This window comes from Aeromicrobium flavum (assembly GCF_007992115.1).
GTDB classification, from domain to species: Bacteria; Actinomycetota; Actinomycetes; order Propionibacteriales; family Nocardioidaceae; genus Aeromicrobium; species Aeromicrobium flavum.
This window is the reverse complement of sequence record NZ_BJZQ01000001.1, coordinates 243,351-263,342: the sequence shown is the minus strand read 5'-3', so window position 1 is coordinate 263,342 and position 19,992 is coordinate 243,351. Positions and strand designations below refer to the sequence as shown.

Genomic DNA, 19,992 nt, shown 5'->3' with positions numbered 1-19,992 from the left:
CTCCAATCAGGACTCATGCGATGGGGCGACTCTTTCTCGCCGAGAACGCCGGCCAGCGGAGGGCCGACTCACATCTTCCAAGGACGGTCAGGCCGCTTGACCTCGTTCACGACAAATTCGGACACTGCCGGTGTCCTTCACACATCAGTAGCGGCAATCTCAGCCTGTCGACTGCTCTTTCGCGGTGTCCCATCCTGGAACACGGGCGCATACCTCCTTCGTGCGTTCCGGGACTTCGACTGGTCCGAGATCGCCGTCCGTGCGGTTGAAGACGCCTTGGTCGAGGATGTGCTCAGCGGCCTCTTCGTCCCCCTCCGCGGCCGCAACTCGTGCCTGGTCGAGTCGGCTGAGCTCGTCGAACGGACACGCCACGCGTGCGACCTCGACCGCTTCGCGAGCGTGGGCGGTGTTGCCTTGGCGCAGCGAGTGGGTGGTGACGAGATGAGCGGTGTCGATGATTGCTGCCGCCACTGTTTCGTGTACGTGGTTCTCGTCGAAGAGCCAGTGCCAGCCCTTCTCGCGGCGCTCGCTGAAGGGCCGCCCTTTGACGAGCCTCAGCGCCTCGCGGAGATCCTCGATACCGTCGGCTCCACGCGCTTGGCCGCGGGCACGTAGGCGCCTGAAAAGATCGGCATCGATGAGCACGTCCTCAACTTGGTATCCGGCAACCTTCGTCTCCCGGTAGACCTTCGATGCATCTCCAGCCGGGAGGTGGGGCCGACCGGTTCTCGGGTTGGTGCCGAGCCAGTCCCTGATGGTTCCCACGTCGGTGCGGAGTCGGGACACGCTGCGACCGAAGACCGTTGAGAGTTCCCGGGACACCACGCCCTCGGGGTGCAAGGCGATGTACGCGAGGATCTCGATGAGCTGTGGACGTGAGCGAGAGGGCGGTGGCTTCCTGCTCTTCGTGCACAGCCCGACCGGGCCGAGAAGAGTGAGTTTCGGTAGACGGGAGCGCGGGTCGTGCCATTCGGCGAGATCGTCATCCAAGGTCGGGTCGGACTCGATCACGGCGTGACTGGTCGCTTCGGAGACCACGGGCGCGAGCTTCTCTATGTCCTGGTCTGTGGTGGCAGCCGCGACCACGTAGTCGTTGGTGGCTCCGGGCAGGAGCGACCCTTCTCCGGCCGGACCCTCGCCACGGGGCTCGGTCAGCTCCTCACGCAGCGCGCCGGCTTGGTCGACGTGGGACCGCCAGCCGTCCGCCTCGGAGTCGTACTCAGGAATAGGCACCGGTTCGGTCTCGCGGGTGACCTCCACGATGGCCGCGCAAGCCTTCGCTTCCTCGTGCGACAGGCCTGCGGCGGAGACTTCGAGGGCGAGCTCGGTGATGCGGAGTCGGCCGCCGGCATCGACGGTGAGCACCAGCCGCTCTGAACCATGAGCTATCGAACCGACTCGCACGAGTGCCGTCCCGAGGCGCGGACCAGGCGACGTGATGAGGTCTGCAATTTCATCAAGACCGTTCGTCGAGCTCGTGATGACCGCGCGGAACGGGTCGGGGTCCCCTGCCCCGGCCTCGAAGGTCGAACGGACGTCGGAGACGAGTCGAGTGACGTACTCCGCATCGTCGGCCGAGCCGTGCTCCAGCCGGTACCCGACCATGTCCCCAAGTTCGGCAGCGATGTCGACGGCGTGGGTCTGAACGACGAGGGACCACGGGTTGAGGGCGAGTTCGGCGGTGATGTGTCGCGCCAGTCCGGCTGCGCGGTCAGGGTCGCCGGTCACCGCGATCGTGCCGAAATGCTCCAGATTGACGAGCAGGAGGTCGCCGGCGTCGATTTGACCGACGCTGACGAGGAGCGGGCAGGGCGGGATGACGTCGATGTCCCCGACGTCGGCGGTGGCGGGGATCGTCCATCCGGTGGCGGTTCGGGTCCACGGTTCGGGTAGTTCCAGCGTTTCGCTGAGGTGGAGCTCGAGTGCGCGGGTGTTAAGGGTGGCGTGCGTGACCGGGATTGTGCGTCCCGGCTCGGGCGCGAGCAGGGAGGCCAACTGCCGGAGGGCTCGGTCGACGAACTCGAGCGTGTCGGCAATCGTCGAGCCCTCGCTGATCGCGGTCTTTTCGACGGGCCTCAGGTCCGCAGGCGTGGGTGCCAGCACTTGCCCGGGTCGGCGGTAGCGCAGTTGGGTACGCCGGTGACCTCGGATCGTGATGAGGACGCAGCCGGCCAGGACCACTCCCCCGGCGGCCAGTCCCGGCACCAACCATGAGTGGGCCGGCTCCGTGTCCGTCTCCGCATCCCCTGTCGGCGCCTCGGGTTCTTCGTAGGCCGTGTCGATGGTGGGCGCTGCTGCATGTCCGACGTACTGGTCGATGGATTGGAGCGCGGGCCGCGGACCCTCTGCCGGCGCACTCGAGGGTGCCGAGTTCTCATCCTTAGCGGCTGGCGCCGCGGCCGCCGGTGTCTGTTCGGGCAGCGTAAGGATCCAGCCAGCGCGGATCACGTCTGGGTCGCTCATCTGGTCGCCGTCGGGTTGGACGGTGTCGCGGGAGAGCTCGAAGATCTCCCGGTACCGCTGCGGGTCGCCGAGCTCGCGGGAGGCGATGTCCCAGAGAGTGTCGCCGTCGCGCACGGCATAGCCGTCCGCAGTCTGGGCGCCCGGCGGCTGAACGTCGGGGACCCGTAGGACTGTCCCGGGGGTGATGAAGTCGGGGCGTGCTCCGAGGACGTCGGTGTTGAGGGTGGCGATCTCGGGGTAGCGGGTGCCGTCGCCCAGGAGTCGTTCGGCGATTCGCCAAAGGCTGTCGCCGCGTTTGACGACGTAGTCGGCGGTCGGCTCCGCGGACTTGTTCGACGTGGGCCGGTCCGGGTTGGCCTTGCTTGGTGTCTCCTGCGGCGTCGACACCGGCACGACCGCCTGAGCGTCGGGGGGCATGGACGGTGTCGCGTGGACGGGTGGCGCCGGGAGCGTCATGACGGTGGCCGGCGTGGCGGCGAAGGCGAGTGCGGCGATGGCGACGAGTTGCCGCGCGCCGTATTGGGGGATGCCGAGTCCGGGGATTGGAGGGACCCGCACTCCGCGGATGGTCGCGGCGATCTCGACGAGCAGGGTCGCGGCCACGATCGCCCACGCGATCCAGGCGCCGAGAGTGACCAGGATGAGCGCGAGCGTACCGTCGTCTCGACGGGTGAGCAGCGCTGGCACGGAGTCCAGGTCGAGGTCCCACGGCGCAGCACCGATGACGAGCAACACGGCGGGAACACCGGCAATGAAGCCGGCGATGAGCAGGGCGGCAGCGAGTCCGTGGAGGCGTTGACGGGTCATTGTTCGTTTCCTCCGATGGTGCGGATGAGTCGCGCTGAGGCGGTGCCGGTGACGGGCAGGTCGCCGATGCCGATGAGGCTCAGGAACTTCGGGCGGTAGGTGTCGCGGACGGTCACGGTGATGGTGTCGCCGTCGTTGATGGTCGCCGTGCCGGTGACGCCGGCGGCGGTGAGGTATCGCTGGGCGGCGGTGCGACCTGTCGCGGCGCTGACCGCGAGGTATCTGCCCTCGGCCGCGGGTCCGTTCTGGACTTCCTGACCGCCGGCCCGCGCGGCCTGCGCGGCGAGGGCATGGACGCGTTGTTTGGCGTGGACCTGTGCACCGAGGTCGACCGCGAGGCCGACGAGGATCATCATCACGAGGCTGGAGGTGACCAGCCACAGGCTGATCGATCCCTGCTCGCGGCGGGTCATGACCGTTCCGTCCAGGCGTCGAGCGGGCTGGACATGCGTGCCCGGATTGCCTTGGTCCCCGGCACGCCGGGGACGGCGAGGTCGGACAGGTCGAGGCGGCAGGTCACGGTGACGGTCACCTCGCCTGGTTGACCAACGGGGCGGGCGAAGTCGCTGGTGCCGACGTCGACGACGATGCGCGTGCAGGCGATTTTCTGATTGGCCAGGCTCGATCGTGCTGCTGCTTCTGCGTCCGCACGGGCGACGCTGGCGTCGCGGGCAATGGAGGCGGAGCGTGCTGCGTCGGCGGCGGCGGATTCGACGGCCCCGTGGGTGGTGGCGACGCGACCGCCGAAGATGATCAGGCCGACGAACAGGATGAATGCCGGGATGCCGATGACGGCCTCGATCGTGGCCGATCCGCGCTCGTGCTGGTTCATGGTGCTGACAGCCGCTCGACGGGCAGCGACGCGGATTGGACCACCCGGGGTGACCAACCCGGGATGACGCTGAGGCTGCGTCCGCGGACGGTCACGGTGACCGTGGTCGCGCTGCGGGTGGCGGTGGCGTGACTCGTGGTGAGAACGTCGGTACCTCCGGCGTCGGCGATGAAGGTGGTCGCGGCGGTGATGCCGTCGGGTTGGCGGCCGTGTTCGGTCGCGGCGGCGTGGGCGCCTTCTTGGGCGGCGGCGATCGCCACGGCACGGGCGTGGTGAAACAGGGCGGCCTGCAGCCCCAGGAACATGACCGCGAACAGGGCCGGCAGCAAGATGATTAGTTCGACCGTGACCGAGCCGCGCTCACGTGACCGGTCAGGTGATCTGTCCGGCTTGGGACTGGACATAGGCCCGGATGGCGGCGACGGCGATGGCGACGATCGCGATGACGGCAACGGCCCAGAGCACATGCTCGGTCGTCACCGATCCGCGGTCGCGTCGCAGGGGTGGTGGTTGCATCGTCTGGAGCCAGAACAGCAGCTCCGCGAGTGAACTCATCATGGTGTTTTCCTTCCTTGGTGGTCAGGTGTTCGTGAACATCCGCAGCAGGGCGGGCGCGACGAGCAGCGCCATGAAGATGACCCCGAGCAGGGAGCCGGGGATGGTCATCCGTTCGCCGATGGCGTTGGCCTCGGCAATCTCGTCGTTGAGCATCGCGGTGCGCATGGCCGCGGACCGAGCGCGCAGGCTCGCGTAGACGGAGGCGCCTTCCTCGCCGGACAGGCGCATGATGTCGGCGAAGTCGTCCAGCTCGGGCAGCCCGAGTTCGTCGGCGAGCGCGTGCAGGGCGTCCCACGGTGGTTGCCCTGACCAGCGGGACCGGGTGAGCTCTTCGGCCAGGCGGCGGAAGACCCACGAGTCGCCGACGTTCGCGGCGGCTTCCATGGCTTGGCGGACACCGGCGCCGTTGTTGCGCTCCAAGGCGACCAGATCGATGTAGGCACCGAGTGCGCGGCTGAACTCGATCCGGGCCTTGCGGGCGTCGTCGATGGCGTTGTAGTTCGGGATGAAGAACATCACCGTCGCGAGTGCCACCGACCCGACCGCCGGGACCATGATCGGTAGTCCAAGTCCGAGCACGTCGAAGAAGAGTGCGAGCAGTGGAGCAATGAACAGTCCGAGGGCGGCGAAGGCGAGCTTGTCGCCGTAGAAGCGTGCCGTGGAGATCCGCAGGAGCGCGAGTTCCCGCACTGGTGTGCGCACCCACAATCCGGGTGGGAGGTGCTTGATCGCCCACACCCCGACGCGTTCCTTCACCGACACGGCGGCACCGGGGTTCCCGGCGATGGTGACACGGCGCTGAGGTGAGAGACGCTCGAGGGCGTCGGCCAGATCCGGCTCCGCCGGCACCAGTCGCGCAACCAGCAGCACCAGGCCCAGGCTGATCAGGGCGCCCGCGGCCACCATCACCTGCAGGCCGGTGATCATGTCGACGCTCCTTCCGGGGTGGCGAGGAATCGGGGCATCGGCCGGCCGATCGCCATCCGTTTCATCCACACCAACGTCGCCACATAGGCCGTCAGCAGGACGACGAGGATCAACTGCCCAACAGGTGTGCGGTACGGGGCGACGTAGGTTCCCGAGATCGCCAACACGACCAGCACGGACAGGCTGATGAGAGTGACCCAGCGGGCGGTGGCGCGAGGTTTGGCGCGATCGGCCTCGACCTGACGCCGGGCACGAACATCGGCGGCGACCGACTCGGCGAGTCCTTCGAGCACGCTGGCCAGGCCGGCACCGCGGCGTTGAGCGCCGAGGATGAGGTTCGCGGCGACCAGGTCGCCGGTGGCGTCGTCGAGTTCATCGGCGAACGCGCGCAGCGCGTCCTCGGTCTTCCACCGAGCCCGCAAGCGTGACACCAAGCGGGTCACCTCCGGCTCGATGGCCGCCGGCGTCGACCGCAGCGACGTGACCAAGGCTTGCTCGAGCCCGACGCCGACCGTCAGTACTCCGGCCAAGGTCCGCGTCCATTCCTCCATCGCCTCGAGCCGGACGATCCGATCCTGCGCGCTCGCCGAGGACAACAGGATCGGCAGGCCGACGAACGCGGCCGGCACGGCCACGAGCGCCAGCGCCCACCCGGTGACCACGAACGCGACCACACCCGCTGCCGCACCGCCGATCAGGAAACGGGTGCTGCGTTGGGATATGCGTCGCGTTCGACGGTGTCGAGGGGGACGCTCGATGACTTCGGTCGGCCGCAGGCCGACCACCAGACCGATCACCCCGGCGACGACCAGGGCGCCTGCCAGCGCGGGAATCAGCGGAGTCATCGCCGAGCCTCCTGCTGGTTCAGGAAGCCGGCCAGGTCGAACCCGTTGGCCGCCAAGGCGCGGTACCGGTCCGGGAGGACCGATGGGACGGCGGTGCCGTCCGAGCCGGTGGTGAAGACGTGCGTGGCGGCATAGCCGGTGTCGCGCTCCCCCGGATCGACCGCGACGATCTCAGCCACCCGACGATGCCGTTTCGGAGAATCCTCGACGGCACTGGTGGTCATGTCCAGGTGGACGATCAGGTCGATCGTGGCGGCGAGCTTGCTGGTCGCCAGGTCGTGGGTGACATGGGAGCCGGCCTCCATCGCGCAGGTGACCAGCTTGCGCAGCGCCGCGATCGCGTCGGTGGCGTGGGTGGTGGAGATCGAGCCCGTACCGGACTCCATCGCCTTGATCATCGCCCAGATCTCCTTGCCGCGGACCTCGCCGACGATCTGACGCGACAGGTTGAACCGGAACGAGTCCACCAACGCCTCGTCGAGCGTGAACTCCCCGGCTTGGCGCCCGTCGAGGCCGCGCTCGCCCGAGCCCGGTCGCGCCTCCCACGGGTGCACGATCCGGTGCCGTTCGGGCATCTCGTGCAGGTGTAGCTCGTACTCGGTCTCGAAGGTGCCGATGGCTTCGAGCGGGTCGATCTCGGCGCACAGGGCACGCACCAGCGTCGTCTTGCCGGCGCCCTGACTGCCTGACACGACGATGCTCTTGCGGGCCCGGACCGCCGCGCGCAGGAACGACGCTGCGACGGGCGTGAGCATGTCACGATCGACGAGGTCGTCCAAGGTGATCTGCATCAGCCGGTGGCGACGGATCACCACCGACGGCCGGGGTGTGACCCAGGCGGCCGCCGCGAGCCGGGATCCTCCGTCGAGTCGTAGGTGCAGGCGCGGTTGGGCTTCGGAGAACCCGCGTGCGTTCACCTCGCTGCGTGAGGCGAGGAAGACGAGGAAGTCGATCAGCTCGTCGTCGGAGTCTGCGACTGCCGGTCCCTCGAGGAGCGTGCCGTCGGTGAGTTCGAGCAGGACGTGGTCGTGGCCGGTGATGATGATGTTCTCGACCCGGTCGTCGTCGACCAACGGCTGCAGACGACCGAGCCGGAACAGCGCATCGAACACCGCCCGTGCGGTGGCTTCCTGCTCCGCTGGGGTCAGCGTGGGGGCGCCGTCGTTGACGCGTTCGGCGACGGTGGACTCGAGCAGGTCGAGCACGATCGCACGACCGAGTTCCTGTTGCGCCGGTCCCGCGAGCCGGGAGTGCCCCGTGGCGACAGCCGTGCTCAGCCGGTGGGATGCTTGGGCTCGCAGGGTCGCCACCAGGGCCCAGTCCATCTCCACCGCCGATGACGGGACAGCGGCCCCGAGTGAAGGGACCTCGTGCAGATGTCTGGCGACGGGCGCGGCGCTGGTCGGCAGGGGCTGGGTGAACAGCGGCAGCTTCCCCAGTTCCGTGGCCAGGGTGTCGGTCGGTTCTGTGGTCGTCATCGCGCCGCTCCTTCGACGAGGTCGAGTCGGTGTGCCCGGATGGCGGCATGGATGGCCGCGACCGTGGCGTTCAGGCTCCGTACCAGCGGGCCGGTGTCAAACTTCGTCGTCGGCGCCGCGCCGCGGTGGAAGACCGCCGCGGATTCGGGATCGTCGGCCAGCGAGGCCAGCACCGGCAGCTTCACGGCGGCGGTGACCTCTCGGCTTCGGTAGGGGTCGCCCTCCCCCACCAGCAGCAGTCGCGCGTCAGCCCAGCCGCTCAGCGATCGGGCGACGAGGTCACCCCACGACCGGACCGCTGCCAACGCCGGCAACGACGTCCGGGTCACCACGAGTGTCATGTCGGCTCTGTCCAGCAGCGGCGTCGGTGCGCCCATGAGTCCGAGGCGCCCGGCGTCGACGATTACGTCCTGACCTGCCGACTCCAACTCGGTGAGAACGCCCGATAGCGGTTCCCACAGATCCCGGAGCGCCGCGGCCTGGGTGTGGGAGCGGGTGCCGGCGACGAAGGAGACCTGAGTGTCGGCGATCGGTTCGGCCACGTCGGCCAGCGCCTCTGCCAGATCGTTGCTGGTGAGCGCGAGTTCGATCAGCCCGGCGCGGTACTCGCGGGTGCCGCGGAAGTAGCCCGCCAACACCCCAGATCCGCTAGAGGGATCGGCTTCGACCAACAGCACCGGCCGTGGCCAGCACAAGGCCAAGCCCAAGCACGTGGTCGTCACTCCCGGGGAGCCGGAGGCTGAGGTGAGCGCGATGACGGCCATCTCATCGCTCCCGGCTGTCGAGCACGATCGCGACGTTCCCAGTCGCCGCCCGTGCCGCGAGCAAGGTGGCATCGCCGGCTGCGACCTGCACATCGACCACCAGCTGCCCGGTCTCCTCGGAGTACCGCGTTCCCACAACCTCCGCATCGCTCGCGGCCGGCGTCCCCGAAGGCGGCGCGTCACCAGCAGGTGGCGTCACCACCACCCGGACCCGGTCGCCGACCTGCAACGGCTCGGACGGTGCCTGCGCCGGCGTCACGGCAACCCCGACCACCGAACTCCCCTCGGCCGGGACCACCGTCGTCGCGAGTGCGCTGCGAGTGACGAAGCCACCCGCGGCGATGTCAAGGGAGGCACGTTTACCGACGACCGTGTCGAACGCAGACGCCGGCATCGGATCCAGTGCCGGGTCCGTTCCGATCTGCACCCGCGCGAGGTCGTCGGCCTCGATCACCTGCCCGCGCGCGATGCCGTCGCGGGCGACCAGCACCTCGGTCGTGTTCGTGGTGGCCGTCCACGCCCAAGCCGCCAGCGCAGCACCGAGACAGACCATGGCCGCGGCGACCGCGACCAGCGCTGGTCGACGCCGGAGCTTCGGTGGCGGGGCGAGCGGGGGTCCGGCCGGACCGGCTGACCCGTGGTCGATGGTCCTGTCCTTGTTGGTGGCTGTCGTCATCCCCATTGCCTTCACCCCTGAGGCCCGCCTACTGCACGAGCACCTGCGCTTCGCCGACGGCCACGCGGACCGATCGCTGCAGACCGTTCAGGCGGATGGTCCCGCTCTGTCCAGCCCCTTCCCAGGACACGACCCACGACGACGTCGCGGTGACCGTGAACTTGTCGCCGGGCTCGCCGGCGCTCTCCGTCTCATAGGTGTGCCCGCACGTCGGGGACTTCGACCGTCCGTAGGCGGACTTGTAGGGCGTGCCCTTGTTGTGACACGTCACCTTGGTCCCGTCACCCATGTCCCACTGGATGCTCTCCACGCGCGCGGTCGCACTGATCGTGACCCCGCCGGCCGACGCGGTGGCGGTGATCGGCCCCCAGGTGTGCTCGTCCGGGTCCTTCACCCACATGTAAACCGGCATCCCCACGATGCCGATCCGATCAGGACCCGGCTCGGGCACGATCCCGATCTCGATTGCCCGCAGGTTCATGCGGTCAACGGCGAGCTGCGCCACCTCCCGCGGTGTTGGGCCGGCACCGGAGTTCGGTGGCGGCGTCGCCAACCAGATCTGGATCTGCAGATCCGTCTGCGGCTGCCAGCACTCATAGACGTTCCCGTCACCGGGCTCGTGCCCCTGCCACGCCGGATCCCCCTCGGACGGCTGCGGGTCCGCCAACCGGACATAACAGTTCAACGCGTTCGACCAATAGCCGAAGTCATTGCTGCAGGGCACCGGACCCGGAGGCGGATCCGGGATCCCGCTGCTCGTGCCGTCCCAGTAGCAACTCGCACCCGAACCGGAATCTCGTGGCCCTTCGCCTGGCGAGTCTCCGGGGCCGCTCGGTCCCCCGGGAACTTCTACGCGGATCATGCACTCTCCCGTCGAGGCGTCTACGCGCTTGCAATCCGTCTCTGCGGTCGCCGGCGCCGACCAAACTGCGCTCCCGAGGAGTACGACAAGGGCGAGTAGCCCTGTCAGGCCGCGGGCGAACATGGCGCCTTCTTCAGGTCTTCTCCGCCTGAAACGCGCCATGCACCGGAGGGGTCCCTGGCGTACCGGTAATTGGAAACCGTGTAGCGAGTCCATCCGGCATCGGGCCGGTTTGCCACGACGACGGACCGACCGTTCTTGTCAACCACATCGACGTTGCTGACGTCCCAGCACACGTCGATGAAGACGGCCGGAACCTTCCCAGCCTTCGGGTCGGAGTTGTCGAGGCTGACGGACTGGACCTTCAGCTCCGCGATTTGGGAGTTGCCGACTTGCCGGCGACCCTTCCTACGCTCGGACCGCACGAGATGCTGCTGGGCGGTCAGCTCGACACTGATCGCAACCGACTTGAGTTCCGAAATAGGTCGCGCTGCGTCCTGACGGAGAAGGTTGAGGGTTTCGTAGAACTCTCGGAGCTTCGCCTCCGCCGCAGCAGACGCGACCTGAGACTCAGTCAGTGGAGTCGGGGTCGTCGTCACGACCGGGGCCGAGGTCGTGGCCGGCGGAGCGGTCGCACCGCCATCCTCGGAGCAAGCCGCCAGCGCGACCAGCAACAGTGCCGCGGTCGCGAATGCGCGTACTCCCCGTGTGATCGTCATGGCCCCCGATACCCGCCTTCCTCCACGGATAGTCCGTGGAGAACGCAGACGACGCGCTCGCTGACGACCAGCTTGAGCACCGTCACGTCCCATTGAGGCACCGACGGACACCCCTTCGCAACTGTCATTCATCGTTCATCCACTCCCTTCGGCACCGCTGCCCTACTTCGAAGGTGTGCGTCGGTTGCCTCGCACCCCGTCCGCTCTCGGCCCTGCGCCGGTGTTTGGAGGGTTACACGTCTGGCAATCGAGGTCGTCTCAGTGGGCTCAACCTGTGGATAAGTAGGCCCGAAGTGCCCCCTGTGGACACCTGCAGAGGGTGGAGGTGTCCCGCCGATGACGGTGTCGATGAAGGTGATGTCTGCCGGCGACGGTTACAAGTACCTGCTCAAGTCCGTCGTCACTGGAGACGGCAGCCGGAACCTCTCGACACCGATGACCCGCTACTACACCGAAGTCGGCACTCCCCCGGGGCGCTGGATCGGCAGCGGACTCCACGCGCTCGGTGACGGACACATCGCGGCTGGCGACCCGGTCTCCGAGGAACAGTTGGCACTCCTGCTCGGGCTAGGGCGCGACCCCGTCAATGGTGATCAATTGGGGCGTCCGTATCGACAGTTCACGTCGAGCACCAAACGCATCGCCGATCGGGTCGCTGATCTGAGCCCGTCCCTGACCGACACGCAGCGCGAGGAGGCCGTCTCGGCCATCACAGCCGAGGAACACGAGATCGAGCAACGGCGGGCGGTTGCCGGGTTCGACTTCACGTTCAGCGTCCCCAAGTCCTTGTCGGTGCTGTGGGGCGTCTCCGACGCCGGAACCCAAGCGTTGATCGTCGAGGCTCACCACGAGGCCGTCCGGGAGACGCTCGACCTGATCGAACGCGAGGTCGCAGCCACCCGCACCGGCTCCAGCAACGGCTCCGGCGCCGTCGCCCAGGTCGACGTGGTGGGACTGATCGCAGCGGCTTTCGATCACTGGGACTCACGGCTCGGCGATCCGCAACTGCACACCCACGTGGTGGTCTCGAACAAGGTCAAGACCGCCGGCGACGGCCGCTGGCGGAGCCTTGACAGCCGCGCTCTGCATGCTGCAACTGTCGCGATCTCGGAGCACTACAACGCTGTGCTCGCCGATCGGATCACCCGGACTTTCGGGCTCGAATGGGAAGCACGCGGTCGCGGCAAGGACCGCAACCCGTCCTGGGAGCTCTCGGCGGTCAGCGACAGACTCGTGCGGGAGTTCTCCGGTCGCGCCCGCATGATCGAGGTCGAGAAGGACCGCCTCGTCGGCGAGTACGAGGAGGCTCACGGCCGCCGCCCGACACGCACGACTGTGATCCGGCTGCGCGCCCAGGCCACCTTGAGCACCCGGCCAATCAAGCAGATCCGTTCCTTGGCTGATCTCACCCGCGGGTGGCGGACACGAGCCGAACGCACGCTCGGTCAGTCCCCCAGCGAATGGACTCGACAGATCACCAAGACCGTTCGACGGTCGCCCGGCCTGCGAGCCGACGATGTCGACGTCGAGCTCCTGACCACCCTCGGACGGTCGGTCGTCGATGTCGTGAGCCAGAAGCGGTCGACGTGGGCGCATTGGAATCTGTGGGCCGAAGCCTCCCGGCAGACGATGGGCTGGCGCTTCGCGACCGCCGAGGATCGCGAGACCGTCCTCGCTCGAGTCGTCAATGCCGCCGAAGCTTCTTCCTTGGCGATCACCCCGCCGGAGTTCACCTCCAGTCCGACACCGTTCCGACGCGCCGACGGCACCTCCCGATTCCGGCCTCAGCACTCGACCGTCTTCACGTCCACTGAGTTGTTGGCTGCCGAGGATCGGTTGCTATCGCGTGCCGAGTCGCGGACCGCTCCGACCGTCAGCGCAGAAGTCGTCGCTCACACGTGTCGGGGCAAACACCACGGGAACCTCCTGAGCGACGAGCAGGCGGCCGCTCTGACCCGGATCGCGACTTCTGGACGCAGGGTGGACCTGCTCATCGGCCCCGCGGGCGCCGGCAAGACCACGGCGATGCATGCGCTGCGGCGTGCCTGGCAAGCCGAGCACGGGCGCGCGAGTGTCGTCGGGCTTGCGCCGAGCGCGGCTGCAGCAAAGGTCCTCGCTGACGACTTGGACATCGAGTGCGAGAACACTGCCAAGTGGCTGCACGAGAACACCCGTGATCGCGCCGAGTTCCGGGCCGGTCAGCTGGTGATCATCGATGAGGCGACCCTTGCCGGCACGCTCTCGCTGGACAGGCTGACCGGACTTGCCGAGGCGGCCGGAGCGAAGGTCCTGCTCGTTGGTGACTGGGCGCAGCTGCAGTCGGTGGACGCCGGCGGTGCGTTCAACCTGCTCGCCAAACGTAGGGATAACCCGCCCGAACTGACCGAGGTGCACCGGTTCAGCCACGCATGGGAAAAGATCGCGAGCCTCGAGCTCCGGCGTGGACACGCGCCCGCGATCGCCACCTACATCCGCCACGGACGCGTCCATGAAGGGTCGACTGCGGGAATGCTCGAAGCCGCGTACGCGGCATGGCGACGCGACATCGCCGCCGGCCGCTCGAGCGTGTTGGTCACGGACGCGAACCAGGCCGTCGTCGAACTCAACACCCGTGCTCGGGTTGAGCGCATCCTTGACGGGGACACGGAGGCGGGAGCGGAGGTTCGGCTTTCGGATGGCACCGATGCGTCGGCAGGAGACCTGGTCATCACACGCGCCAATGACCGACGCCTGGCCGCGGACGGCGGTTGGGTCCGTAACGGCGATCGATGGCGGGTCCTTGCCGTCGGCCATGACGGCTCGCTCAGGGTCGAGCGAATCGACCAGCCGCGACGCAGTCGAGTCACCTTGCCGGCTGCCTACGTGTCCGAGCACGTCAACCTCGGGTACGCCGTCACAGCCCATCGCGCCCAAGGGCTCACCGTCGATTCCGCGCATGTGGTGGTCGGCTCATCGACCACCCGCGAAAATCTCTACGTCTCGATGACCCGGGGCCGGCACACGAACACCGCTTACGTAGCCCTCGACCAGCCCGACGACACCCACATCCCGCCAGACCCCGACGACGTGTCGGCGCGAACCGTGCTGTTCGGCGTGCTCCAGCACTCCGGCGCCGAACTGTCGGCGCACCAGATGGTCGAGGCCGAACAGGATCGGTGGACCTCGATCGCCCAACTCGCTGCCGAATACGAGACCATCGCCGCCGTCGCCCAGCATGACCGGTGGGTCGACCTCATCCGCAGGAGCGGGCTCTCCTACGAACAGGTCGTCAAAGTGATCGAATCCGACTCCTTCGGCCCCCTGATCGCCGAACTCCGACGGGCCGAAGCCGATCGATTCGACGTCGACGTCCTGCTCCCCCGCCTCGTCCGCCGCCGTTCACTCGATGATGCCGAGGATGTCGGCGCCGTCCTGGTCAGCCGTTCCCGCCACGCCACTGCACAACGTCCCCGTCGCGGTTCTGCGCCCGACCTGATCGCCGGCCTCCTGCCTGCCGCACGCGGACCGATGGACGAGGATATGAACACCGCCCTAACGGAACGTGAGCGTCTCATCGAATCCCGCTCTCGATCGCTGGCCGAAACAGCAGTCGGCCGCAATGAACCGTGGCTGGCGAAACTCGGCGACAGACCGAACGACCCCACCCAGGGCGCGCAATGGCTCAAGGCCGCCAGCACGGTCGCCGCCTACCGAGAGCGCTGGAGCATCGAAGGACTCAGCATCCTCGGTCACGCCCGAAGCGACCTCCAGCGACTCGAAGCCATCCACGCCAGTTCGGCAATCCGGCACGCACGAGCCATCGCCGAATACGCGCGGTCGTCACCCGCGCGTGCTTCCGGACCGGTAACAAGCGTCGGCACCGCGCCGATCAATAGCGCCTCGCCCTGAGTTGTCCACAGATCTTCTGGCATGCCTGTCGCCTTGTGGGCACCGGACGCTACGTGTGGACCAATGAGAGGAGCCGTCATGATCGGTCTCTACTTCCAAGTTGCCTTCGGCCTCCACGGTCTGCTCCAGCGCCATGCGCCGACAAACACACTCCTGCGCGCAGTCCGAGCACGAACGGGATCACCGTGGCTGCCCGTCGCAACCTTGCTCGTTGGAGTCGGATACTTCTGCGCGACGAGAACCTGCGTCGCCATCGTCGAGTCGGGTGGACCGGGCTGGATGAATCTCCTCGTTCTCCTCTTCGGCTGGAACGCCATCAAACTCGGCATTAGCGGCACGACCGGCACCGGCATGCAGGCGTGGGCGTCACTCCGCGCGAAGGCGAGTGCGTGATCACGGCGGCGAGGAATTGCTGTCGCCATCGCTCCCAAGGTGATCCGGTGGACAAGCAGAAGCTGAGGTGCGCGGAGGCGGCCTTGCGCACCGAGCCACGTGAATATTTGACGGTCACTGCCCAAGTCATGACTGCCGTGGACATCGCGCATTCCTACCGCAAGGGCATGCATGTCCGATGGACATGGGGACGCGATCGCGCTGACAGGTACCTCGACCTCCGCATGGCAGGCATCAGAGCCAACCGCTACCACGAGAACGCAACCATCGAGCGCCTGAACGTACCCGCGTCGGTCCGCCCAAGTCGACGCCGATCCCGGGACGGATGCGGAGAACGAACGCCTCTTCGTCGAGCACAACCAAGGAGCCTATGCAGCGCTGCGCGATCTTGGCCTTCATGGAGCTTTAGACTCCGACGATGAACGAATTCGAAGCCCGAATCTCGCGAAATCGTGAAGAGAAGAAGCGAACAGAGACAATCGAAGCAGGACTCCGCTCCCAGTTGGAAGCACGACTTCTCGTGATCGGGCGCGAGGCATTGGAGTTCATGTCTGAGCACGACCTCCGGAAGCCGACCACCGTGTGGCGGCCCCCGCCACGTGTGAAATGGACATTCACTAAAACTGCCCTGTTCTCCAAGCGAGGTGAATGGGCAGCAAGTCTGACAGGGAGTTCACATCAGATGTACGCGTTGCTTCCGCCTTGGCCCGTCATGTTGACTGACCAGGGCGAGTGGAGGGAGGTCCGCCAGGTGACCGACCTAGCTCCGGCGGAAACGCTGGGCATTGGCGCAGCACCTCGCGTGAACTTTCTGATTGATTCCGGCCCAGTTTCCGCTGAATTCAGATTGAATGGCCGAGGCGAACTGACAACAACCTTGGGCCTTCCCGAGTTGGGCGTCACCTATGACCCGAGCCATTGGTACTTGAGGTTCACTCCTGACGGTCAGATCGGCTCCACCTACGGCAGCCACTTCGTCCAGGTCGAGGAGCAACTAGCTGATGCTTTCAACCAACAGCTGAAATGAACCGACGAGCGGTGAACACCTGACATGGAGAGGCTCTCAAGTTCAGTAGGTCGCGCACCCGAAGCAGATGGAGCTGAGGTCTTCCAAGCTAAGTGATCCAGCTTTACTTAACGCATTTGCGTCAAGTGACAGCGCCGCCCGCCTCAATAATGGCACCGTGAGCAAGATGAGAACAGCGACCGCCTTCGCGATGGCAACATCATCCGAAAGATGGTTTCGCTCGGCCCTCTTTCGCTTGGCGATGACGGGCCTGTCCGTAGTTGCCGTCCTCCTTGAGGTACGTACAGAGGAGCACCATCCTGGCTGGATTCCGTTCGTGCTCCTGAGCGTGCCAGTCATCGGCACCTACCTGGCGCTCATGGCCAGCAGGACAAGCGTGGTCGACGTCGATGTGTTCGACCGCGATGCGATTCGAAAGGGCGCGATCTCGAGTTGGGCTCGTGATCCGCTGACACGTCTCCTCGTTCGCCACGACCTCGTCAGCGCCCACCGTATGGCGCCCAACATCTCCGGCGTCTTGGAGTTCCTCGGAGCAGCCTGCCTCGGAGGGCTCCTATACTGGTTCACCGACCCGTACATGGCCTTGCTCTCGCTGGCTGGAACGATCGCCTACTTGGTATCGATCAACCTAGGGATGTACCTCGATCCCTCGCTCTATTTCCCCGGCACGAAGGATAACTGCGCATTCTCCATTCTGCGGGCGTGCGCGGGCCCGGTGGCACTTCTTGTCGCCTGCGCCGTGGCGCTGCCGGCCTTCGACGATGAGCACCGGCTCACCGCGCTGGCGTTGTGCCTCGCGCTTCTTGGGGTCGGCCCTCGCATTCACGAGACCGACGCGTCCTTCGCCAGCGCCACGGACCTCGTGCTATCGGCACGCCGGGACGGGCGAGCCGACATCAATGCCGCGGTCCACGACCACCTCATGCAACCGGTCGGCCACCTGTTCCGAACCTTGGAGCAGCGACCCGACCTCGACCGGGAGTTCTTCGACGACGTCCGGAACCTGAATGGCGCCATCCGCGAGGTGCTGGCACTCGATCGCGAGCCCGAGAAGGGCCTGGACTGGCCCGGGGTACTCCTGGGCCGCGCGGAGGAAATCATGGGCGAGACAGGTATGCGCACCGAGCTTGAGGTCGGACCCGGGTCCATCAGCGATATGGACCGCAGGATCGCCCGGTTGGTGATGGACGAGTTCCTCACCAACGCCGTCAAGGCCGGCGCGTCCGAAGCGAGGGGCTACGTGGGACTCCACGACGGCCAGTGGACCATCACCGTCTCCGACGACGGCCGCCCCATCGATCCTGAGACTTGGCTTCGCCCCCATGGCGGTCTCAGCCGACTACTTCGCATGCTGAAGCAGCATTCCGGAAGGTTGGACATCGAGTCACCCAAGACCGTCACCGCCTCATGGCGAGCCACCAGCCAGGAGCAAACCCGATGACCCAGCAGCAGCCCCGCGTGTTCCTCATCGAGGACCAGGGGCTCGTGGCGCACTCGATCATGACCATCCTGCGCGAAGACGGCTCAGACCAGTACCCGGAATCGCCGATCGTCCCGCGGGGTTCCTTCAAGTGGGTCAAGTCCCCCTCCGTGGCAGTCGACTTCCTCAGGCAGCAGGCCGCTGCACCTGGCGGGTGGCGGCCCGACATCGCGTTGGTCGACTACCACTTCGAACGCTCAGACAGCGCGAGCGATCGCATGACAGGTCTATCTGTCCTCCATGCCCTGCACTCACACTCGCCCGAGACGAAGAAGGTCATCTTTTCCGGTCACGCCACGCGTCAGGGCCGTTCCCTCTTCCACGCGGCCGCGTACCATTGGTTCGACGTGAGGGACTCGCTCTCGAAGGGCGGCACCGCCCGCGACATGACCGATCTTCTCTCCGGGAAGCACACGACCCCGCATGCCTTGGCAGTGCGCCTGCACGACCACGCTCGTCGAATCGACGCGTTCTTCCAGAACGAGCTTCATCTCGCTGTCCTCCAGAACTGGCACGAGACCAGCGGTATCGACAAGGCACTGGAGGACCGGCTTCACGCGTCCCGTCCCACCATCACGCGCTGCAAGAAGAGCCTTGCGGTCGCCGCGCAATCCTTCAGCGACGTCTTCGATGTCGGGTTGGTTACCGATACCGACGATCGAGGACGTGCTGCCAAACGCGTGAAGGACAGACTCGCGGATTTCCTCGCGAACAATCACTCGTTCTTTGGCGATCCCGCGCTAGAGGACATCCTCCGCAGGTGGGGCCCATGGGCGACCAGGTGAGCACTGTCCACCCTGCGCACACCGACGGCGCGGCACCGAGCTGGGCGCGCGGTGTGACATGGGCGCTGGTCTCGGCCGCGGTGACACCTGCAGCCATGGTGCTGATCACCATTGTGGTGGAGCGACGACCGTTTGTGGTGAGCGACCAGTACGCAGGATTCATCATCGGGGACATCCTGCTGGCCATCGCGGTTGGGGTAGGTGCCAGTGCTCCCGGATCGACACGCGTACCGCGCTGGGCCTTCGTCGGCGCGTCGTTCACGGCGATCGCCTTCGGCGCTTGGCAGATGTGGAACGAGGTTCAGGCAGGGGTCTACTCGATCAGTGAGGCGCTGTCGCCATCGAAGCTCTGGCACCAGTTCGTCGTCTACCCCGTGCTGAGCATGCTGCTGCTTTCATCGACGTCTCGCGCGTGGCGGCACAAGGGACGGACGCTCGTGGTTCTCGCTCTCGTCTTCGGCTGGATGGCGTGTCTGCTGTGGGACCAGACGCATCCCAAGTCGCCCCATTGCTCCTACGACTGGCGCAGCTTGGCCTGCACCTGACGCGGGCACAAGGTTGACGCATTTGCGTCAACCGGACGGCGGGGCAATCCCTCACGATGATCGACATCAGCTCGTCCCCATGTGAGGAGAACACCATGTCCCCGATCCGCCACACCGCCGCCGCGGCGGCCTCGCTCTTCGCCGCGACCGCCAGTGTCGTCGCCCTGTCCTCGCCCGCCGAGGCTGCCGCGTCGCACTACAACACCGACCCCTACAAGACCGGCTGCTCGAAGACCGCCTACACGCTCTCGACCCGCGGGGTCTCCGGCGGGACGGCCTACATCAAGGTGTCCCGGTCGTGCGGGACGAACTGGGTCGAGTACTCCGGCAAGAAGCAGAGCGTCAGCAAGCGCACGAAGGACCACAAGACGAACAAGTGGACGCGCACCGAGACGGACAACCTGCCCTGGAGCTACTCGATGCAGTCCTACGCCCCGGGCACGACGAAGCTCACCGCCGAGGTCAAGATCGGTCCGACCACGACGACGGCCGTCTGTGCGACCACCTGCACCTGGACGAGCAAGACCAACAGTCCGGCGCCGGCGCCCGCGTCGCTGAGCGCGAAGGTGGACGCATTCGTCAAGAAGCACAACGGCCGCTACGTCGACTTCGACGGAGCCTACGGCGCCCAGTGCCATGACTTGGCGCAGTTCTACAACCGGGACGTCGTGAAGGCACGCTTCATCTCGACGCCCTACACCGGTGGCGCCAAGGACGCGTGGCGTACGTACGACTCGTCGCGTTACACCAAGGTCTCCGCGGGCAGCGCCCCACGCAAGGGAGATCTCGCCGTCTGGGGCAACGGGCAGTACGGCCACATCGCAATCGTCCTCGCCAACGCGGGCAACAACGTCAAGGTCCTCACCCAGAACCCAGGTGCGACCAAGGTCGCCAACCTCAGCAAGAGCGGCCTGCTGGGTTACCTCCGACCCAAGTCCTGATC

The 19,992-nt window shown here is 66.8% G+C and carries 19 protein-coding genes; 7 read left to right on the top strand and 12 right to left on the bottom strand.

The window, feature by feature from the left end; translation table 11 throughout:
- Nucleotides 1-159: 159 nt before the first annotated feature.
- The 12 genes from AFL01nite_RS01295 to AFL01nite_RS01240 form a co-directional block, all read right to left on the bottom strand.
- Complete coding sequence (locus tag AFL01nite_RS01295; RefSeq protein ID WP_146825286.1) at nt 160-3,270, bottom strand: LysM peptidoglycan-binding domain-containing protein; 3,111 nt, start codon at nt 3,268-3,270, stop codon at nt 160-162.
- The gene (locus AFL01nite_RS01290; RefSeq protein ID WP_146825285.1) at nt 3,267-3,683 is read right to left on the bottom strand and encodes a pilus assembly protein TadG-related protein; all 417 of its coding nucleotides are present in this window, start codon (nt 3,681-3,683) and stop codon (nt 3,267-3,269) included. Before AFL01nite_RS01290 ends, AFL01nite_RS01295 begins: the two co-directional genes overlap by 4 nt.
- Complete coding sequence (locus AFL01nite_RS01285) at nt 3,680-4,102, bottom strand: TadE/TadG family type IV pilus assembly protein (RefSeq protein ID WP_146825284.1); 423 nt, start codon at nt 4,100-4,102, stop codon at nt 3,680-3,682. The genes AFL01nite_RS01290 and AFL01nite_RS01285 overlap by 4 nt, the downstream gene beginning before the upstream one ends.
- Nucleotides 4,099-4,506, bottom strand: coding sequence for a TadE family protein (locus AFL01nite_RS01280; protein WP_146825283.1), 408 nt, complete (start codon nt 4,504-4,506; stop codon nt 4,099-4,101). The genes AFL01nite_RS01285 and AFL01nite_RS01280 overlap by 4 nt, the downstream gene beginning before the upstream one ends.
- The gene (locus AFL01nite_RS01275; RefSeq protein ID WP_146825282.1) at nt 4,475-4,660 is read right to left on the bottom strand and encodes a hypothetical protein; all 186 of its coding nucleotides are present in this window, start codon (nt 4,658-4,660) and stop codon (nt 4,475-4,477) included. The genes AFL01nite_RS01280 and AFL01nite_RS01275 overlap by 32 nt, the downstream gene beginning before the upstream one ends.
- Nucleotides 4,661-4,681: 21 nt before the next feature.
- Nucleotides 4,682-5,587, bottom strand: coding sequence for a type II secretion system F family protein (locus AFL01nite_RS01270; RefSeq protein WP_146825281.1), 906 nt, complete (start codon nt 5,585-5,587; stop codon nt 4,682-4,684).
- A complete protein-coding gene (locus AFL01nite_RS01265) occupies nt 5,584-6,432 on the bottom strand; it encodes a type II secretion system F family protein (protein ID WP_146825280.1) in 849 nt (282 codons plus the stop codon). The genes AFL01nite_RS01270 and AFL01nite_RS01265 overlap by 4 nt, the downstream gene beginning before the upstream one ends.
- Entirely contained in the window at nt 6,429-7,910 is a 1,482-nt protein-coding gene (locus tag AFL01nite_RS01260; RefSeq protein WP_146825279.1) for a TadA family conjugal transfer-associated ATPase, read from the bottom strand. The genes AFL01nite_RS01265 and AFL01nite_RS01260 overlap by 4 nt, the downstream gene beginning before the upstream one ends.
- Nucleotides 7,907-8,548: a CpaE/TadZ family protein gene (locus AFL01nite_RS01255; RefSeq protein ID WP_246119538.1), complete on the bottom strand. Its 642-nt coding sequence runs from the start codon at nt 8,546-8,548 to the stop codon at nt 7,907-7,909. Before AFL01nite_RS01255 ends, AFL01nite_RS01260 begins: the two co-directional genes overlap by 4 nt.
- Before the next feature lie 127 nt (nt 8,549-8,675).
- Complete coding sequence (locus AFL01nite_RS01250) at nt 8,676-9,350, bottom strand: SAF domain-containing protein (protein WP_146825277.1); 675 nt, start codon at nt 9,348-9,350, stop codon at nt 8,676-8,678.
- A 28-nt stretch (nt 9,351-9,378) separates the two neighbouring features.
- Nucleotides 9,379-10,017 (bottom strand): hypothetical protein, encoded by a 639-nt coding sequence (locus tag AFL01nite_RS01245; protein ID WP_246119537.1) that lies wholly within the window; start codon nt 10,015-10,017, stop codon nt 9,379-9,381.
- 299 nt (nt 10,018-10,316) lie between these two features.
- Nucleotides 10,317-10,931 carry a hypothetical protein gene (locus tag AFL01nite_RS01240; protein ID WP_146825275.1) on the bottom strand — a complete coding sequence of 205 codons (615 nt, stop codon included), beginning with the start codon at nt 10,929-10,931 and terminating at the stop codon, nt 10,317-10,319.
- A 336-nt stretch (nt 10,932-11,267) separates the two neighbouring features.
- On the opposite strand from AFL01nite_RS01240, the gene mobF reads away from it, so the two are divergent.
- From mobF to AFL01nite_RS01205, 7 genes are all read left to right on the top strand, one after another.
- Nucleotides 11,268-14,819, top strand: coding sequence for a MobF family relaxase (gene mobF, locus AFL01nite_RS01235; protein ID WP_146825274.1), 3,552 nt, complete (start codon nt 11,268-11,270; stop codon nt 14,817-14,819).
- Between the two features lie 78 nt (nt 14,820-14,897).
- On the top strand, nt 14,898-15,212 hold the full coding sequence (locus tag AFL01nite_RS01230; protein WP_146825273.1) for a hypothetical protein: 315 nt from the start codon (nt 14,898-14,900) through the stop codon (nt 15,210-15,212).
- Nucleotides 15,213-15,630: 418 nt separating this feature from the next.
- Entirely contained in the window at nt 15,631-16,239 is a 609-nt protein-coding gene (locus tag AFL01nite_RS01225; protein ID WP_146825272.1) for a hypothetical protein, read from the top strand.
- 166 nt (nt 16,240-16,405) lie between these two features.
- Complete coding sequence (locus AFL01nite_RS01220; RefSeq protein WP_344710920.1) at nt 16,406-17,680, top strand: ATP-binding protein; 1,275 nt, start codon at nt 16,406-16,408, stop codon at nt 17,678-17,680.
- Complete coding sequence (locus AFL01nite_RS01215; RefSeq protein ID WP_146825270.1) at nt 17,677-18,504, top strand: DNA-binding transcriptional response regulator; 828 nt, start codon at nt 17,677-17,679, stop codon at nt 18,502-18,504. The genes AFL01nite_RS01220 and AFL01nite_RS01215 overlap by 4 nt, the downstream gene beginning before the upstream one ends.
- Entirely contained in the window at nt 18,489-19,049 is a 561-nt protein-coding gene (locus AFL01nite_RS01210) for a hypothetical protein (protein ID WP_146825269.1), read from the top strand. Before AFL01nite_RS01215 ends, AFL01nite_RS01210 begins: the two co-directional genes overlap by 16 nt.
- A gap of 95 nt (nt 19,050-19,144) precedes the next feature.
- Entirely contained in the window at nt 19,145-19,990 is an 846-nt protein-coding gene (locus AFL01nite_RS01205) for a CHAP domain-containing protein (RefSeq protein WP_186813762.1), read from the top strand.
- Nucleotides 19,991-19,992: the final 2 nt, after the last annotated feature.

Bases quoted from the DNA above. Each gene is read 5' to 3' on its own strand.
- AFL01nite_RS01265 (WP_146825280.1), bottom strand. From the start codon at position 6,432: ATGACTCCGCTGATTCCCGCGCTGGCAGGCGCCCTGGTCGTCGCCGGG.
- AFL01nite_RS01215 (WP_146825270.1), top strand. From the start codon at position 17,677: ATGACCCAGCAGCAGCCCCGCGTGTTCCTCATCGAGGACCAGGGGCTC.
- AFL01nite_RS01250 (WP_146825277.1), bottom strand. From the start codon at position 9,350: ATGACGACAGCCACCAACAAGGACAGGACCATCGACCACGGGTCAGCC.
- AFL01nite_RS01240 (WP_146825275.1), bottom strand. From the start codon at position 10,931: ATGACGATCACACGGGGAGTACGCGCATTCGCGACCGCGGCACTGTTG.
- mobF (WP_146825274.1), top strand. From the start codon at position 11,268: ATGACGGTGTCGATGAAGGTGATGTCTGCCGGCGACGGTTACAAGTAC.
- AFL01nite_RS01290 (WP_146825285.1), bottom strand. From the start codon at position 3,683: ATGACCCGCCGCGAGCAGGGATCGATCAGCCTGTGGCTGGTCACCTCC.
- AFL01nite_RS01295 (WP_146825286.1), bottom strand. From the start codon at position 3,270: ATGACCCGTCAACGCCTCCACGGACTCGCTGCCGCCCTGCTCATCGCC.
- AFL01nite_RS01275 (WP_146825282.1), bottom strand. From the start codon at position 4,660: ATGATGAGTTCACTCGCGGAGCTGCTGTTCTGGCTCCAGACGATGCAA.
- AFL01nite_RS01230 (WP_146825273.1), top strand. From the start codon at position 14,898: ATGATCGGTCTCTACTTCCAAGTTGCCTTCGGCCTCCACGGTCTGCTC.
- AFL01nite_RS01205 (WP_186813762.1), top strand. From the start codon at position 19,145: ATGTCCCCGATCCGCCACACCGCCGCCGCGGCGGCCTCGCTCTTCGCC.
- AFL01nite_RS01220 (WP_344710920.1), top strand. From the start codon at position 16,406: ATGAGAACAGCGACCGCCTTCGCGATGGCAACATCATCCGAAAGATGG.
- AFL01nite_RS01260 (WP_146825279.1), bottom strand. From the start codon at position 7,910: ATGACGACCACAGAACCGACCGACACCCTGGCCACGGAACTGGGGAAG.
- AFL01nite_RS01210 (WP_146825269.1), top strand. From the start codon at position 18,489: ATGGGCGACCAGGTGAGCACTGTCCACCCTGCGCACACCGACGGCGCG.
- AFL01nite_RS01270 (WP_146825281.1), bottom strand. From the start codon at position 5,587: ATGATCACCGGCCTGCAGGTGATGGTGGCCGCGGGCGCCCTGATCAGC.
- AFL01nite_RS01280 (WP_146825283.1), bottom strand. From the start codon at position 4,506: ATGTCCAGTCCCAAGCCGGACAGATCACCTGACCGGTCACGTGAGCGC.
- AFL01nite_RS01285 (WP_146825284.1), bottom strand. From the start codon at position 4,102: ATGAACCAGCACGAGCGCGGATCGGCCACGATCGAGGCCGTCATCGGC.
- AFL01nite_RS01225 (WP_146825272.1), top strand. From the start codon at position 15,631: ATGAACGAATTCGAAGCCCGAATCTCGCGAAATCGTGAAGAGAAGAAG.